The sequence below is a fragment of the Georgenia sp. Z1344 genome, assembly GCF_057652375.1.
In genome coordinates, this window is record NZ_CM172728.1 from 2,491,154 (window position 1) to 2,507,688 (window position 16,535).

The following is a 16,535-nucleotide window of genomic DNA, read 5'->3' on the forward strand; positions in this document are numbered from 1 at the left end:
GAGGGGAGCCGGACCGGTCGGGGGATCCGGCAGGCAGGGCCGGCGGGCGAGTCTTCACCCGTACCGCTCAGCCCCCACCGGAGGACATCATGACCACGCAGCACACCCCCGAGACCGGCGGCCCCGCCGCGCCGAACCCCTACGGCACGCCCGCGGCGCCGATGAGCAAGAAGGAGCTCAAGGTCCAGAAGCGGATGCAGAAGGCGGCGCGCCCCTGGGTCGCGCGGCACAAGATCCTCACCGGCGCGCTCGGCATCGTGGGTGTCGCGGCCGTCGCCGGCATCGCGGGCGGCGGCGAGGAGGACACCTCGGCCGACGCGGCCGCAGACTCCACCTCCGCAGCACCCGAGGCCCCCGAGGGCTCGGCCCCCGCCACGACCGAGGTACCGGCGGAGGAGCAGCCCGCCGCCGAGGAGGCCGTCGTCGAGGAGGCGCCGGCCGAGGAGGCCGCCGGCGCGCAGGTCGGCATGCCCGTCCAGGTCGGTGACCTCGACGTCACCGTCACCGAGGTCGAGCCCGGCATCGCGTCGGTCGGCGACGAGTACCTCGGCGAGCAGGCCCAGGGCCAGTTCGTGCTCGTCCAGGTGACGATGACGAACACCGGCGACAGCGCGGCCACCTTCTTCGAGCAGGACGCCGTGCTCGTCGACACCGAGGGCCGGCAGCACGAGACGTCGTCGGCGTCGATCTACCTCGACGAGTCGTCGTCCTGGCTGATCACGGACATCAACCCGGGCAACACCGCCGACGGCGCGCTGCTGTTCGACATCCCGGCCGACGCTGAGGCCGACCTCCTCCAGGTCTCCGCGGGCCTGTTCTCCGACGACGTCGACATCCGCCTGCGCTGACCCCCTGATCGCCCGGCCCGCGACCCTCCCCGGCGCGGGTCGGGCCCCGGGATCGTGCGACCCCCGGCGCGCGGCTCCCGGGCATCACTGCGGCCCGACGACGAACCCCACCCGGTCCGTCGTCGGGCCGCTGGTCGTCGTCCGGCCTGTTCCCGACCGGGGCAGATGGCACCAGGCAGAAGTTCCCGCCCTGGACGCCGTGGTCCCGGACGGTGTGATGGAAGTATCCGTGCGAGGGACGGCCCGAGGGGCGACGACGACCGGGGGAGGCGATGATGAGCGACACGGACGAGGCGGCGGCGAACCGTCGTGCGAGCGATGCCGGAGACGCGGTACCGACGAAGGGTTTGAGCGGGATCCGGGGCGGGGGCTCGACCTGGACGCGTCTGCTCGTCCTTCTCGTCGTCGCGATGGTCGCCGCCAACGTCTATCTCTGGTTCGACGGACGTCGGTTGCCGGCGTCCGGCCAGGCGCCCGACGACGATGCCGAGACCGTGGCGCTCGGTGAGCGGATCCCCGTCGGGGGGCGCATCTCCGCGGCGGGAGAGGACGTGCGCTCGAACGGCACGCTGCGCGTCGACGACGTCGAGGTCGGTGCCGACGTGCCTGCGGGCCTCGGCGAGCCCGACGGCCAGCTCGTCATCCTCGACCTCGTCCTCGAGAACGACAGGGAGGGCTCCACGGTCCAGCTCGACACGGAGCGGTTGAGGGTCGTCGACGACCAGGGCAGGCGTCACGGGGTGGACACGACCGAGGAGCTGTGGCAGGAGCACTCCTGGTTGCTGGAGGACCGCGTCTTCCTCGCGGGCGACGCCCGGACGAGCGGACGACTCGTCCTCGACATCCCCGTGGACGCCGTGCCCGAGCGCCTCTGGGTCCCCGACGAGACCACGACGTCGGGTGTCGGCGACGTCCTCGTGGAGCTGCGATGACCACCCGGACGACGAGAGGACGAGTCACCATGACGCGAACCCAGAAGGGGCTGTCGATCGTCGCCGCGGTCCTGCTCGCAATCGCCGTCGTCCAGGCGCTCGTCCTGGTCGGGGGATCGAACGACCTTCCCGGGCGGTTCGACACGGTCGAGGGCGACGGACCCGGTGTGGGGGACACCGTCCGGGTGGGCGAGCTCGACGTGCGGGTCGTCGAGACTGAGGACGACAACTTCTCGATGACGGTGAGCGACCTGTTCGCGGAGGAGAGCACCGGGTCGTACGCACGCGACGTCGAGCTCGTCACCGTCGCGATCAGCAACCCGACGGACGACCCGCACGAGATCGGACTCGTCAACAGCGTGCTCGTGGACCACGAGGGACGCTGGGACACGACGACCGAGCTCGACTGGCTCGACGGGCCCGGGCTCGCTGGGGTCGTCGCCGGCGACCGGGCCATGCCGCCGTCCCTCCACGTCAATCCCGGGCAGGAGGTCCGCCGCGTGCTCGTGTTCGATGCCGGGCACCTCGGGCCGCTCGACCACGTCCGCCTCGTCGGCGGGACCGAGTGGGGCGACCCGCTGACCGGTGAGCAACTAGTGGCGCTCACGGAGCCGTAGAGAGGCCCACTGCGCTCTCGTCCACAGCCTCGCTCTCGAGTGTCGGCCCGGCCAACTACCCTGGACCGACGATGAGCACCCTGTTCGACGGACTCGACCTCCCCGCGCGCCCGGGCCGCACCACTGCCCTGCCCGCGACCCTTGCCCCGCGCCCGGACGAGGACGGCTGGGTGCCCGCCCAGCCGCCGCCCGAGGAGGACGCGGGCCCCTCGGACTTGCTGCCCACCCAGGCCGACCCGTTCGCCGGGCTGCCGGGCGCCGGCTCGGGCGCGCAGCTGCCCAGCCGGGCGGAGCGCGACGCCGCGCGCGCCGCCGCACGTGGGAGCGACGAGGAGCGCGCCGAGTCCCTGCTCGTCGGCCTCAACCCGCAGCAGCGCGAGGCGGTCACGCACGCGGGCGCTCCGCTGCTCATCGTCGCCGGCGCCGGCTCGGGCAAGACCCGCGTCCTCACGCACCGCGTCGCGCACCTGCTCGCCACGGGCCGCTCCCGCCCGGGGGAGATCCTCGCGATCACGTTCACGAACAAGGCCGCCGCCGAGATGCGCGAGCGCGTCGAGGACCTCGTCGGCTCCTCCGCCCAGCGGATGTGGGTCTCGACCTTCCACTCCGCGTGCGTGCGGATCCTGCGCCGCGAGCACGAGGCGCTCGGCATGCGCTCGTCGTTCTCCATCTACGACTCCGCCGACAGCCAGCGGCTCATCACGCTCGTGGCCAAGGAGCTCGACGTCGAGCTCAAGCGCTTCCCTGCCAAGCTGCTCGCCCGCAAGATCTCCGACCTGAAGAACGAGCTCGTCGACCCGGACGACCACGCGGCCACCGTCATGGGCTCGGGCCAGGAGCTCGACGAGATCGTCTCCCAGGTCTACCGCGGCTACGACGCCCGGCTGCGCCAGGCCAGCGCGATGGACTTCGACGACCTCATCATGCGCACGGTCCATCTCCTCCAGGCGTTCCCCGCGATCGCCGAGCACTACCACCGCCGGTTCCGGCACGTCCTCGTCGACGAGTACCAGGACACCAACCACGCCCAGTACGTCCTCGTGCGCGAGCTCTCCGGCGGCACGGAGGAGGCGACGGCGCCCATGGGTCCCGGGGCGGCGGTCCCACCGGCCGAGCTCACGGTGGTGGGCGACGCCGACCAGTCGATCTACGCCTTCCGCGGCGCCACGATCCGCAACATCCTCGAGTTCGAGGCCGACTACCCGCAGGCCCGCACCATCCTGCTCGAGCAGAACTACCGCTCGACACAGAACATCCTCACCGCCGCCAACGCCGTCATCACGCCGAACCCGGGCCGGCGGCCGAAGAACCTGTGGACCGACTCCGGGTCGGGGCCGCGGATCGTCGGCTACGTGGCGGACAGCGAGCACGAGGAGGCGCGGTTCGTCGTCGAGGAGATCGACCGCCTGCGGGACGACGAGTCCGCGACCACGGGTGGTCCCGGTCCCGGCGAGCGCCGCATGCGCTACGGCGACATGGCGATCTTCTACCGCACCAACGCCCAGTCGCGGGCGCTCGAGGAGGTGCTCGTCCGCGCCGGGGTGCCGTACGTCGTCGTCGGGGGCACGCGGTTCTACGAGCGCCGCGAGATCAAGGATGCCGTCGCCTACCTGCGCGCGGTCGCGAATCCCGACGACGAGGCGAACCTCCGGCGCATCATCAACGTCCCGCGGCGCGGCCTCGGGACCAAGGCGGAGGAGGCGCTCGAGCGGCACGCGGCCCGCGAGCGCGTCTCGTTCGGCCAGGCGATCGCCGACGCCGCCGGCACCGTGGGGGAGGTCGTCGACGGCCGGTCGACCCCCGAGGTCCTCGGACTGGCCACCCGCAGCCGCACCGCGGTGGCCGGCTTCCACGAGCTGATGAGCGGTCTGCGCGAGCTCGCCGAGAACGGGTCGACGACGGCGGAGATCCTCGACGCCGCGCTCGACCGGTCCGGCTACCTCGCCGAGCTGCGCGCCTCGGAGGACCCGCAGGACGCGAGCCGCGTGGAGAACCTCGCCGAGCTCCACGCCGTGGCGCAGGAGTTCGCCGAGGCCGACCCGGAAGCCACCCTGGGGGACTTCCTCGAGCGGGTCGCGCTCGTGGCCGACGCCGATCAGATCCCCGGGCGCGCCGGGGACGAGGGCGTCGTCACCCTCATGACCGTCCACACCGCCAAGGGGCTCGAGTTCCCGGTCGTGTTCGTCACCGGCCTCGAGGACGGCACCTTCCCTCACCAGCGCTCCCTGGGGGAGTCCGACCAGATCGCCGAGGAGCGCCGGCTCGCCTACGTCGCGCTCACCCGCGCCCGCGAGCGGCTCTACCTCTCGCGCGCCGCCGTGCGCACCGCGTTCGGACTGCCCCAGGAGATGCCGGAGTCGCGGTTCGTCTCCGACATCCCGCCCGAGCTCGTCGAGTGGCGGCGCGAGCAGTCCTCGACCGACGCGATCCGCGGCTCCGGCCGGGGCGCCGACGGCCGCACGTGGGCGTCGGGCGTACGCGTCTCCCGGGCCGAACCGCGGTCGGTGCCGCGCGGCGGGGCGCCGAAGGGACCGTGGAAGCCGGGTGAGAACGTGCGCAAGGACGGCGAGGCCCGGTTCGGGTCCGCCACCCCGCGGGCCGACGTCGAGGTGCCCGACCTCAGTCCGGGCGACCGGGTCACCCACGACGCGTACGGGCTCGGCACCGTCGTCAGCCTCGAGAACCCCGGCCCGTCCGCCGTCGCCAAGGTCGACTTCGGCGGGGGACAGGTCAAGCGGCTCCTCCTGCGCTACGCGCCGGTCACCAAGCTCTGACGGAACGCAGCCGCCGATGCTCCGGCCCGGGGTGCGGGCGACGGAGCGTGAGGTGCCTGTGGTGCGCATGTGACGTGCGGGAACAGTGGTGCGCGGGGTCGGCCGATCGGGGACGTCTGTCCGCGCGTCGACCTGTTCGGTGTCGGAACGTGGTCATAGCGTGTGCGCTCAAGACGTGGTTCCGGCACGGCCGGGACAGCGAGCGACTGGTGGAGGAGCGATGGACGGCCGTCACGGGCCGGACGGGGGGTCCGGCGCACGACGCGGCCCCACCGCGCGCTCCGGGTCCCCGTTCGCCGGCGGTCCGCTCGCTCCGGGGCCCGGGGCGTCCGGCCGCTCCGGCCGGGAGACCCCCGGTGAGAGGTCGCCCCGCACCGGCGGTTCGACTCGCACGCACGCACCGGCCGGCAGCCGTGAACCGTCCCGCTCCCGCCAGGCGTCGCCGTCACGCTCCGAGCGCACCGGCGGTCACTCCGATCGCTCGACCGGCACCTCCGGGCGCTCAGCCGGCACCTCCGACCAGGCCCCGCCCCGCGGCGGCACCTCCGCCAAGGACATCGTCCGGTCGGGGCGCATCCCCGGGCTCGACGGCGTCCGGGCGCTCGCCGTCGGGGCCGTGCTCGTCTTCCACCTCTTCCCGGTGCTCGCCCCGGGCGGGTTCATCGGCGTCGACCTGTTCTTTGTGCTGTCCGGGTTCCTCATCACGACCCTGCTGCTGCGCGAGATCGGGCGCTCGGGCCGCATCGACCTGCCCGGGTTCTGGCGCAGGCGCGCGAGACGCCTGCTGCCGGCGCTCGCGCTCGTCGTCGTCGTCACCGTGCCGGTCGCGGCCCTGGTCGAGCGCGACCTCATGGTCAACATCGGGCGGCAGGTCCTCGGTGCCCTGACGTTCTCGTCGAACTGGCTCGAGATCGCCGCCGGCTCCTCCTACGCCGACCAGACCGCTCCGCAGCTCTTCGTCAACTTCTGGTCCCTCGCCGTCGAGGAGCAGTTCTACCTGCTGTGGCCGCTGCTCGCCCTGCCGCTCGTCAAGCTCGTCCGGGCGCCGCGGGCGCTGGCCCTCATCGCGATCGTCGTCGCGGTGCTCTCGGCCGTCCTCATGGCCGTCCTCGTCACGCCGGGCGCCGACCCGACCCGCGTCTACTACGGGACCGACACCCACCTGTTCGGGCTCATGCTCGGCATCGCGCTGGCGTTCGTCGCCCAGGACTCGCGCGGCCCGCTGACGACGCCCGCCTGGCAGCGGGCCCGCCCGTTCGTCCCGCTCGCGGGCCTCGCCGCCCTCCTCCTGCTCTCGACCCTCGTGCCCTTCGAGTCGGTGTGGACCTTCCGCGGCGGCCTGTTCGCGGCCTCGCTCGCCGGCGCCGTGCTCGTGGCCGCCCTGCTCGGCCCGCGCACCTGGTTCACCCGCGTGATGGAGCTGGCCCCGCTGCGCTGGCTCGGCGAGCGCTCCTACGGCATCTACCTGTGGCACTGGCCGGTCGTCATCATCCTCGACGCCCTCGTGCCCACCGCCGAGGGGTCGGCCGCCCGCACCGTGCTCCGGCTCGCCGCGCTCGTCGTCACCCTCGGCGTCTCGGCCGCCTCCTACGAGTGGCTCGAGCAGCCGGTCCGGCGCAACGGGATCCGCGCGACCCTGCGCGGCTGGCTGGCCGCCGTCACCGGCATGCGCCCCTCGTTCACCGCCCCCGCCCGGATCGCCGGCGCGCTCGGTCTCCTGCTCGTGGCCGGCACCGGGGTCGCCGTCGCCACGGCCCCCGAGCAGACGGACACCGCCGAGCAGATCGCGACCAACGAGGAGCGCCTCGCCCAGCAGCGCGCCGAGGAGCTCGCCGCCGCCGAGGACGCCCAGGGCGGGGAGGGGGAGAGCCCCTCCGACGACGCGCCCGCCGAGGGCGACCCGCCCCCCGAGGGCGAGGGATCCTCCGAGGGCGCTCCCGGCGAGGAGCCCGGCGAGGGTGAGACGCCTCCCGAGGGCGAGGAGACGCCGTCGGAGGAGGCCCCCGGCGACGAGGACCCGATCGAGACCGACGCCGACTTCTCCGTCCCCACGGGCGACGAGCTGTCCGTGTTCGGCGACTCCATGGTCGTCACGACCCTCGACGCGCTCGAGTACTACTACCCGGGCGTTCACGTCAGCGCGCTGTCGAACGACCAGTGGCCGCAGGGCGAGGCCGCCGTCGAGGCCGCGTTCGCGACCGACTCCGTGCGCCGCGCCGTCGTCATCCACTACGGCACCAACGGCGGCGTGCCCGACCCCAGCATCCCCGAGCGGATCCTCGACTCGCTCGGCCCGGACCGACCGGTCGTCCTCGTCAACCTCTACGGATCGTCGTCGTGGATCCCCGAGGCCAACGCCGAGCTCGAGCGCCTCGCCGAGGGGCGCGACAACGTGGCGATCGCCGACTGGAACGCGACCGCGTCCGCCAACCCCGGGGCGCTCCAGGCGGACAACATCCACCCGGACATCGACGGGGCGCACGAGTACACGCACACCCTGACCGCCGCCTTCGAGGAGCTCGCCGCACGCCACGGCCAGGGGTAGCACAACACCCCGCCACGGGCGTGCCAAGACTCGGCCACGACCGCGAGAAACGGCGGGAAACCGGCGTCGAACGTGGCCTGGCACACGGTGAGACGGCCCGGGAGGGACCTTCGTCCCGCGCTAGGCTCCGAGCGGTGTCCCGGAGCCGAGACACCGCCAATGAGCGAGGGAAGGAACCATCGGGTGGACCTCTTCGAGTATCAGGCGCGCGACATGTTCGAGAAGCACGGTGTCCCCGTGCTGCCGGGCATCGTCGCCTCGACCCCGGCCGAGGCGCGTGCCGCGTACGAGCAGCTCGGAGGCGAGCTCGCGGTCATCAAGGCGCAGGTGAAGATCGGCGGCCGCGGCAAGGCCGGCGGCGTCAAGCTCGCCCGCTCCGCGGACGAGGCCGAGCAGCACGCCCAGGCCATCCTCGGCATGGACATCAAGGGCCACACCGCCCGCAAGGTGCTCGTCGCCGCCGGTGCCGACATCGACACCGAGTACTACTTCTCCGTCCTCCTCGACCGTTCCGAGCGCCGCTACCTCGCGATGTGCTCCGTCGAGGGCGGCATGGAGATCGAGCAGCTCGCCGTCGAGCGCCCGGAGGCCCTCGCCCGCGTGCCCGTCGACCCGATCGTCGGCATCGACCAGGCCAAGGCCGACGAGATCGTCGCCGCCGCCGGGTTCGACGCGGACGTGGCCCCGAAGGTGGCCGACGCGATCCAGAAGCTGTGGACCGTCTACCGCGAGGAGGACGCCACGCTCGTCGAGGTCAACCCCCTCGTGCGCACCCCGGAGGGCGAGATCATCGCCCTCGACGGCAAGGTCTCGCTCGACGACAACGCCTCCTTCCGGCACGAGGACCACGAGGCGCTGGTCGACGCGGCGTCGGAGGACCCCCTCGAGGCCAAGGCCAAGGCCAAGGGGCTCAACTACGTCAAGCTCGACGGCTCGGTCGGCATCATCGGCAACGGCGCGGGCCTCGTGATGTCCACGCTCGACGTCGTCGCCTACGCGGGCGAGGCGCACGGGGTCGGCCCCGCGAACTTCCTCGACATCGGCGGCGGCGCCTCGGCGCAGGTCATGGCCGACGGCCTCGACGTCATCCTCGGCGATACGCAGGTCCGCTCGGTGTTCGTCAACGTCTTCGGCGGCATCACCGCCTGCGACGAGGTCGCCCGCGGCATCGTGCAGGCGCTCGAGATCATCGGCGACCAGGCGACCAAGCCGCTCGTCGTGCGGCTCGACGGCAACAACGTCGAGGAGGGCCGGGCGATCCTCGCCGAGGCCAACCACCCCCTGGTCACCCAGGCGGACACCATGGACGGCGGAGCGGCGAAGGCCGCCGAGCTCGCGGCTGCGAAGTAAGGAACGGGACCCACACATGTCGATCTTTCTCAACCGCGAGTCCAAGGTCATCGTCCAGGGCATCACGGGCTCCGAGGGCACCAAGCACACCGGCCGCATGCTCGCCGCCGGCACGAACGTCGTCGGCGGGACCAACCCCCGCAAGGCGGGCACGACCGTCGACTTCGACGTGACGCCGGTCGGCCCGGGCGCCGAGGAGCGCACCGGCGGGGCCGTCTCCGTCCCCGTGTTCGGCACGGTCGCCGAGGCCAAGGAGGCCACCGGCGCGAACGTGTCGATCATCTTCGTCCCGCCGAAGTTCGCCAAGGGCGCCGTCGTCGAGGCCGTCGACGCCGGCGTCGAGCTGGTCGTCATCATCACCGAGGGCATCCCGGTCAAGGACTCGGCGGAGTTCTTCACCTACGCCCAGTCCAAGGGCGTGCGCCTCATCGGCCCGAACTGCCCCGGCATCATCACGCCCGGCCAGTCCAACGTCGGCATCACGCCCCCGGACATCACAGGCCCCGGCCGCATCGGCCTGGTCTCGAAGTCCGGCACGCTGACCTACCAGATGATGTACGAGCTGTCCGACATCGGCTTCTCCACCGCCATCGGCATCGGCGGCGACCCGGTCATCGGCACCACCCACATCGACGCGCTCCGCGAGTTCGAGGCCGACCCGGACACCGACCTCATCGTCATGATCGGCGAGATCGGCGGCGACGCCGAGGAGCGCGCGGCGGCCTTCATCAAGGAGAACGTCACCAAGCCGGTCGTCGGCTACGTCGCGGGCTTCACCGCCCCCGAGGGCAAGACGATGGGCCACGCCGGCGCGATCGTCTCCGGCTCCGCCGGCACCGCGTCCGCCAAGAAGGAGGCCCTCGAGGCCGCCGGCGTCCGCGTGGGCAAGACCCCCACCGAGACGGCAAACCTCGCGAAGGAGATCCTCGCGGCGAAGGCCTGACCTTTCCGACGCACGCCCCCGGCGACCTCCGTGGTCGTCGGGGGCGTGCGTCGTCTGCGGGGTCGCGCCGTGGTGAGCGCCGACACCTGGGCGTGGCTCCCGCTCGCCGGGGGCGATCGGCGCGACCATGGCTCCGATGACCGCCACGACGACCCGACCCGAGGCGACCGGTGCCGCCCGCGCCTCGCTCCTGCCCGAGGGCTGGCTGCGCGCGCTCGTCGCCGCGCTCGAGGCCGCGCTGCTCGGCTGGCTCGTCTGCGTGGTCCCCGCGATCGCCGCGTACGTCGCCACCGCCGCCTCGCCGGCGCTCGGGGACAGCACGTGGCAGTCCGGGCTCGGCATCGGTTCCGCCGCCTGGTTGCTCGGCCACGGCGCCCCGGCCGGCTCGCTCTCCCTCGTCCCGCTCGGGCTCAGTGCCGTGCTCGCCGCCCTCGTCATGGGCACCGCCCGCCGGCACGTCCTCCGCGGCGGTGCGCACGTGGTGGTCGCGCTCGGGTACGTCGTGCTCGTCCAGCTCGTCAGCCTGCTCTCGCCGTTCGCGGTCGACCACGTGCGGCTCGCCGTCGGGTCCGCCGTCGTCGCGGCCGCGGGCTGCGCCTGGTCCTGGTGGCGGACCGGCGCGCGGACCCGGGACCTCATCGAGGACGACGCGGCCGGCGCCCCGAGCGACCGGTTCACCCACCGTGCGGGACTCGTCGGTGTGCGGGCGCTGCGCGGGGCGGGTGCCACGCTGGCCGTGCTCGTCGTCGTCGGGCTCGCCGCCGCCGTCGCCGCGATCGCGCTGCACGCGGACCGGGTCCTCGCCCTGCACGAGAGCTACGACGCCGGGATCGTCGGCGGAACCGTCCTCGTCCTCGGCCAGCTCGCCTACCTTCCGACACTCGGCGTGTGGGCGTTCGCCTACGTCGCCGGGCCCGGGTTCGCCGTGGGCACCGGGACGGCGGTCGGCCACGGGGGCGTCGAGCTGGGCGCGGTCCCGGCGATCCCGCTGCTCGGAGCCCTGCCGGAGTCCCCGTCCCCGCTGGGGATCTGGCCCACCCTGCTCGTCGTCCTCGCCGGTGCGGTCGGGGCCTGGTGGATGTGCCGTCCCGGGCACGCGCACCGCCTGCTCGACGCCGTCGCCTCCGCGCTCGGTGCTGCCCTCCTCGTCGGCGTCGCGACGCTGCTGGCGGGCCTCGTGTCGGCCGGCGCCATCGGCTCGGGTCGCATGGCGGACCTCGGGCCGGACGCCCTCGTCCTCGCCGGCCTCGTCACCGGGGAGGTCGCGCTCGGCGCCGTCCTCGTCGCCACCCTCCTCCACCCCCGCACCCGCACCGCGCTGGCCGGGGGAGTGGGCTCGGTCCGGGAGCGCCTCGAGCGCACCGACGGGACCACGGACGAGGCGCCCGACGACGACACACCCTCCGACGACGACACGCGCGGTTCGAGGCCTGGCACCGCCGCGTCGGGCGACGACACGCCCGGTGGAGGCGCGAGTGGCGGTGGTGCGCGCGCTGGTGCGGCAGGAGAGTCGGGCGCGACCGGGACAACGGGTGGCACGGCAACGAGCGGTGCGAAGGGCGCGGGCAGTGCAAAGGGCGGCACGGGCGCGGGCACTGCCGCCGGCTCGACGGGAGCGGGTAGCGCGAAGAGCGGCACGCGCACGGGCACGGGCTCCGGCGCGACCGCCACCCGCACAGCGTCGGCGGCCCAGGGGAACGCGTCCCGCTCCGGCCGCTGGTCGGCCACCGGGTCGATGGCCAGCGCGACGCCGACGCGCCGCGCGTACGGGCACGGCGCGACCGCGAGCGGCACCGCCGGCTGACCCGGGCGCCCCTCGCGTGCCGGCGTCGTCGTCGGTCCGGACCTGTCTCGCCCGGTACGGGCCCTTCGTCAGGCCCGGGGACCTGATCAGGCGCGGCCGGTGACCCGCGTCCCGGTGGCGCTGCGCGCGAGGTCGAGCGCGGCGTGGAGGTCGTCGACGAGGTCCCCGGCATCCTCGATGCCCACCGAGATGCGCACGAGGTCGTCGGGCACCTGCAGCGGCGTGCCGACGGCGGCGAGGTGGGTCATGGTCGCGGGGTGCTCGATGAGGGACTCGACCCCGCCGAGCGACTCGGCGAGGGTGAACAGCTCGGTGGACTCGACGAAGGTACGCGCGGTCTCGGCGTCGCGCAGGCGGACCGAGACCATGCCGCCGAAGCCGCTCATCTGGCGGGCGGCGACGTCGTGCCCCGGGTGCGTGGCGAGGCCGGGGTAGGCGACCTCGGTGACGAGGTCGTGGGCCGTCAGGGCGTCAGCCACCCTGGCGGCGTTCGTACAGTGCCGGTCCATGCGCACCGCGAGGGTCTTGATCCCGCGGCTGACGAGCCAGGAGTCGAACGGGGCCAGGCCCGTCCCGGTGTCGTTCTGCAGGTCGGCGAGCGACTCTCGCCACCGGTCGTCGGCCAGGACCACCGCGCCGCCGACGACGTCGGAGTGCCCGCCGAGGTACTTCGTCAGCGAGTGCAGGACGAGGTCCGCGCCGAGGGTGATCGGCTGCTGCAGGTAGGGCGTGGCGAACGTGTTGTCGACGACGACCACGGCCCCGACCGCGTGGGCGATCTCGGCGACGGCGGCGACGTCGACGATCCGCAGCAGCGGGTTGCTCGGCGTCTCGACCCACACGACGGTCGGCGCCTGCGCGGTCACGGAGGCGCGGACCGCGTCGACGTCCGTGAGGTCCACGGTGGCGAGCGTGACGCCCCAGGCGCCGTAGGTCGACTCGAGCAGCCGGTGGGTGCCGGCGTACGCGTCGTCCCCGAGGAGCACGTGGGCGCCCGGCCCGGTCAGCGCGCGCAGCACGGCGTCCTCGGCGGCCATCCCGCTCGCGAACGTCAGTGCCGACCGCCCGCCCTCGAGCTCGGCGAGCGTGTCCTGCAGCGCGGACCGGGTCGGGTTGCCCGTGCGGGTGTACTCGAAGCCGGCCCGCAGCACGCCGACGGAGTCGTGCCGGAAGGTCGAGGAGAGGTGGAGCGGTCTGCTCACGGCCCCCGTCGCCTCGTCGGGGGACTGACCTGCGTGGATGGTGCGTGTGCTCGGCTGCGTCATGCTCCCGACGCTAACGGTGCGAGCCGGGGGACCGGTGCGCGTGCCTCGCGGTGTCCGGGACGTGGGACGGGGACTTGACGGAGGGCTCGACGCGGGCCGACGCGAGCGGGCGTCGGCCCCGGTCAACCGGTCGGGAGGAGGCCCCGCAGCTGGTCGTCGAGCTCGTTCGCGCAGGCGTCGCGGCCCTGGTTCGTCACGGCGCCGTCGAGGCACTCCTGGTTCTCCATCTGCATGTTCCAGGCGAACGCCGGGACCAGGTGGAGGGCGGCGATGATCGAGCCGATGACGACGGTGACCGTGAGCGAGCGCTCGCGGCGCTGGGCGAGGGTCGGACCCGCGGGACGCTCCGACGACCCGCCGTCCTCGCTCGTGCCCCTGCCGGGAGGGCTGCTCCCGCCCCGCCTCGGCGGCAGCACGCCGGGCACGCCCGTTCCCGGGACGCCGGCACCGCCCCGGGGGTCCGTCGTCCGGCCCGCCGGCGCGCCCGCCGGGTTCGACCGCGCGTCCGTACCGCTCCTCGGCTCCCGGAACCGGCGGGCGTACACGGCCGCCGCCACGCCGAGGAGCGCGAGCACGCCCAGCCCGATCGTCGCGGGGAAGCGGGTGACGACCAGGGTGCCCAGCGCGCTGCCGATGACGAGCACGCTGGCCGCCGTCGACCACCGGCCGAGCTCGTGCGCGCGCTCCTCCTCGGAGCTCCGCGGCGGCGCCGGGTCCGTCGTCGGGGCGGGCTGCCGTCCGTTCGATGGCGTCGTCACCCGGTCATTGTCACCCGCCGGGCGTCTACCGTTGGACGTCGTGACCTCCGCACCCCCGCGCCCGCTCCGCCTCCTCGTGCTCGTCTCCGGCTCCGGGACCCTCCTGCAGGCCGTCCTCGACGCCGCCGCACCGGGCGCGCCGTTCGTCGTCGTCGGCGTGGGGACGGACCGGACCGGGACGCTCGGCGAGGAGCGGGCTCGGCGCGCGGGGATCCCGACCTTCGTGGCCCCCCTCCGTGACCACCCGGACCGCGCCGCCTGGGACGCCCACCTCGCCGGCGAGATCGCCGCGTACGAGCCGGACGTCGTCGTGAGCGCAGGCTTCATGAAGATCCTCGGCCCCGCCGTGCTCGGCGCGCGGCCCGTCCTCAACACCCACCCCGCGCTGCTGCCGTCCTTCCCCGGCGCCCACGGGGTCCGCGACGCCCTCGCCCACGGCGTGCGCGTCACCGGGTGCACGTGCCACGTGGTCGACGCCGGGGTGGACACCGGCCCGATCGTCGACCAGCGGGCCGTCCGGATCGAGGACGGCGATACCGAGGAGACCCTCCACGAGCGGATCAAGGTCGAGGAGCGGGCCATGCTCGTCGACGTCCTCACGCGTCTCGCGCGCAGCGATCTCAGCCTGCCGACCCCCCGGCACGGGGCGGTCCCGCCCGCGTAGACTCGGGGACGGCCGCGACTGGCGAACGAGGTGGGTGACCACCGGGGAGCGGCCGACGAACCCCTCACCGCGCCGCTCGCCTGGGCGCCGGGGCCGGGTGCGCACCGCGCCCGGGACCGCCGAGAAGAGGAGGACCCCGTGAACGCCCAGCCGACCCCCGACGCCGCTGCAGGCACCGCAACCGCCGGACCCGCTGCCGATGGCCCCGTAGCCGCCGGCCCCGTAGCCGACAGTCCCGTGGCCGACGCGACCCCGACCGCGGACACCGCCCCCGGCGCCGGGCCCGAGCGCACGACCCGCGCCGCCGCCGACCGCCACGCCGTGCGCCGCGCGCTGGTCTCCGTGTACGACAAGACCGGGCTGGTCGAGCTCGCGGGGGCGCTGGCGGAGGCGGGCGTCGAGATCGTCTCGACCGGGTCGACCGCTGCCCGCATCGCCGAGGCCGGCATCCCCGTCACCCCGGTCGAGCAGGTCACGGGATTCCCCGAGTGCCTCGACGGGCGCGTGAAGACCCTCCACCCCAACGTCCACGCCGGCGTGCTGGCGGACCGGCGGCTCGCCGACCACCGCGAGCAGCTCGACGAGCTGGGGATCGAGCCGTTCGACCTCGTGGTCGTCAACCTCTACCCGTTCGCGCAGACCGTCGCCTCCGGCGCCGGGTACGACGACGCCGTGGAGCAGATCGACATCGGGGGCCCCACGATGGTGCGGGCCGCGGCGAAGAACCACCCGTCGGTCGCGGTCGTGGTCGACCCGGACCGGTACGGCGAGGTGACCCGGGCGCTCGCCGAGGGCGGCTTCACGTTCGCCGAGCGGCGCGCCCTCGCCGCCGTGGCGTTCGCCCACACCGCCGCCTACGACGCCGCCGTGGCCACCTGGTTCGCCGAGCAGGCCGCCGACGCCGAGACGGCCACCTCCGGGTACGAGGCCGACGCCCCCGCCGCGCAGGCCCCCGCCTACGTCGGGCTCGGTCTCGAGCGGCGCGCCACCCTGCGCTACGGCGAGAACCCGCACCAGGCGGCCGCGCTCTACGCGGCCGCCGGCGTCGAGGGCGGGATCGCCGGCGCCACCCAGCTCCAGGGCAAGGCGATGAGCTACAACAACTACGTCGACGCCGACGCCGCCCTGCGCGCCGCGCTCGACCACGAGCGGCCCGCCGTGGCGATCATCAAGCACGCCAACCCGTGCGGGATCGCGGTCGGCGAGAGCGTCGAGGCCGCCTACCGTGCCGCGCACGCCTGTGACCCGGTTTCCGCCTACGGCGGCGTCATCGCGGCGAACCGGCCCGTGACCGCGGCGATGGCCGAGGCGATGGCGGGCGTGTTCACCGAGGTGCTCGTGGCGACCGAGGTCGAGGAGGCGGCGCGCGAGCTGCTCGCCCGGCGCAAGAACCTGCGCGTGCTCACCGTGACGCCCGAACCGCGCGGCGGCACCGAGATCCGGCCGATCACCGGCGGGGCGCTCGTCCAGGCCCGCGACGCCGTGGACGCGCCCGGCGACTCGATCGAGGGGTGGACCCACGTGTCCGGGGAGCCCGCCGACGAGGCGACCCTTGCCGACCTCGAGTTCGCGTGGCGCTCCGTGCGGGCCGTGCGATCGAACGCCGTGCTGCTCGCCGACGCCGGCGCGACGGTCGGCGTGGGCATGGGGCAGGTCAACCGCGTCGACTCGTGCCGTCTCGCGGTCGAGCGGGCGAACACGCTCGGGGTCGAGGTGAGCTCCGACGTCGAGTCCGCCGGTGGTGCGCAGGCCGGTGCGGAGGACGGTGCGGCCGGGGCGACGCCCGAGCGTGCGCGCGGCTCGGTCGCGGCGTCGGACGCGTTCTTCCCGTTCGCCGACGGACTGCAGGTGCTCATCGACGCCGGCGTCCGTGCGGTGGTCCACCCGGGCGGCTCGATCCGTGACGACGAGGTGACTGCGGCCGCCCAGGCCGCCGGCGTGACGATGTACCTCACGGGCACGCGCCACTTCGCCCACTGACGACGCACGTCCCCTCGTCGAGATTGCGGTTCGTCGTCGCCGAGATTGCGGTTCG

General features: G+C 74.2%; 12 protein-coding genes and 1 riboswitch. Of the genes, 10 read left to right on the forward strand and 2 right to left on the reverse strand.

Annotation, left to right across the window (positions count from 1 at the left end; all coding sequences use genetic code 11):
- Nucleotides 1-89: 89 nt before the first annotated feature.
- The 8 genes from AC24FB_RS11370 (at nt 90) to AC24FB_RS11405 (ending at nt 11,813) form a co-directional block, all read left to right on the forward strand.
- Entirely contained in the window at nt 90-848 is a 759-nt protein-coding gene (locus AC24FB_RS11370; protein ID WP_425713512.1) for a DUF4352 domain-containing protein, read from the forward strand.
- A 275-nt stretch (nt 849-1,123) separates the two neighbouring features.
- Complete coding sequence (locus AC24FB_RS11375; RefSeq protein WP_425713511.1) at nt 1,124-1,780, forward strand: hypothetical protein; 657 nt, start codon at nt 1,124-1,126, stop codon at nt 1,778-1,780.
- A 29-nt stretch (nt 1,781-1,809) separates the two neighbouring features.
- On the forward strand, nt 1,810-2,397 hold the full coding sequence (locus AC24FB_RS11380; RefSeq protein ID WP_425713510.1) for a DUF4352 domain-containing protein: 588 nt from the start codon (nt 1,810-1,812) through the stop codon (nt 2,395-2,397).
- A gap of 71 nt (nt 2,398-2,468) precedes the next feature.
- A complete protein-coding gene (locus AC24FB_RS11385; protein ID WP_425713509.1) occupies nt 2,469-5,171 on the forward strand; it encodes a UvrD-helicase domain-containing protein in 2,703 nt (900 codons plus the stop codon).
- 220 nt (nt 5,172-5,391) lie between these two features.
- Nucleotides 5,392-7,716 (forward strand): acyltransferase family protein, encoded by a 2,325-nt coding sequence (locus AC24FB_RS11390; RefSeq protein ID WP_425713508.1) that lies wholly within the window; start codon nt 5,392-5,394, stop codon nt 7,714-7,716.
- Nucleotides 7,717-7,899: 183 nt separating this feature from the next.
- Nucleotides 7,900-9,066, forward strand: coding sequence for an ADP-forming succinate--CoA ligase subunit beta (gene sucC, locus AC24FB_RS11395; protein WP_425713507.1), 1,167 nt, complete (start codon nt 7,900-7,902; stop codon nt 9,064-9,066).
- Nucleotides 9,067-9,082: 16 nt separating this feature from the next.
- A complete protein-coding gene (gene sucD / locus AC24FB_RS11400) occupies nt 9,083-10,009 on the forward strand; it encodes a succinate--CoA ligase subunit alpha (protein ID WP_425713506.1) in 927 nt (308 codons plus the stop codon).
- A gap of 136 nt (nt 10,010-10,145) precedes the next feature.
- Nucleotides 10,146-11,813 (forward strand): cell division protein PerM, encoded by a 1,668-nt coding sequence (locus AC24FB_RS11405; protein WP_425713505.1) that lies wholly within the window; start codon nt 10,146-10,148, stop codon nt 11,811-11,813.
- 86 nt (nt 11,814-11,899) lie between these two features.
- On the opposite strand, the gene AC24FB_RS11410 is transcribed toward AC24FB_RS11405, so the two are convergent.
- Together AC24FB_RS11410 and AC24FB_RS11415 are read right to left on the reverse strand one after the other, a co-directional pair.
- Nucleotides 11,900-13,078 (reverse strand): cystathionine gamma-synthase, encoded by a 1,179-nt coding sequence (locus AC24FB_RS11410; protein WP_425713504.1) that lies wholly within the window; start codon nt 13,076-13,078, stop codon nt 11,900-11,902.
- A gap of 122 nt (nt 13,079-13,200) precedes the next feature.
- Nucleotides 13,201-13,836 (reverse strand): hypothetical protein, encoded by a 636-nt coding sequence (locus AC24FB_RS11415; protein WP_425713503.1) that lies wholly within the window; start codon nt 13,834-13,836, stop codon nt 13,201-13,203.
- Between the two features lie 40 nt (nt 13,837-13,876).
- On the opposite strand from AC24FB_RS11415, the gene purN reads away from it, so the two are divergent.
- Both purN and purH read left to right on the forward strand, forming a co-directional pair.
- Complete coding sequence (gene purN, locus AC24FB_RS11420; protein WP_425713502.1) at nt 13,877-14,500, forward strand: phosphoribosylglycinamide formyltransferase; 624 nt, start codon at nt 13,877-13,879, stop codon at nt 14,498-14,500.
- 4 nt (nt 14,501-14,504) lie between these two features.
- Nucleotides 14,505-14,593: riboswitch (ZMP/ZTP riboswitch) on the forward strand.
- 144 nt (nt 14,594-14,737) lie between these two features.
- The gene (gene purH / locus AC24FB_RS11425) at nt 14,738-16,480 is read left to right on the forward strand and encodes a bifunctional phosphoribosylaminoimidazolecarboxamide formyltransferase/IMP cyclohydrolase (protein WP_463653118.1); all 1,743 of its coding nucleotides are present in this window, start codon (nt 14,738-14,740) and stop codon (nt 16,478-16,480) included.
- Nucleotides 16,481-16,535 lie beyond the last annotated feature (55 nt).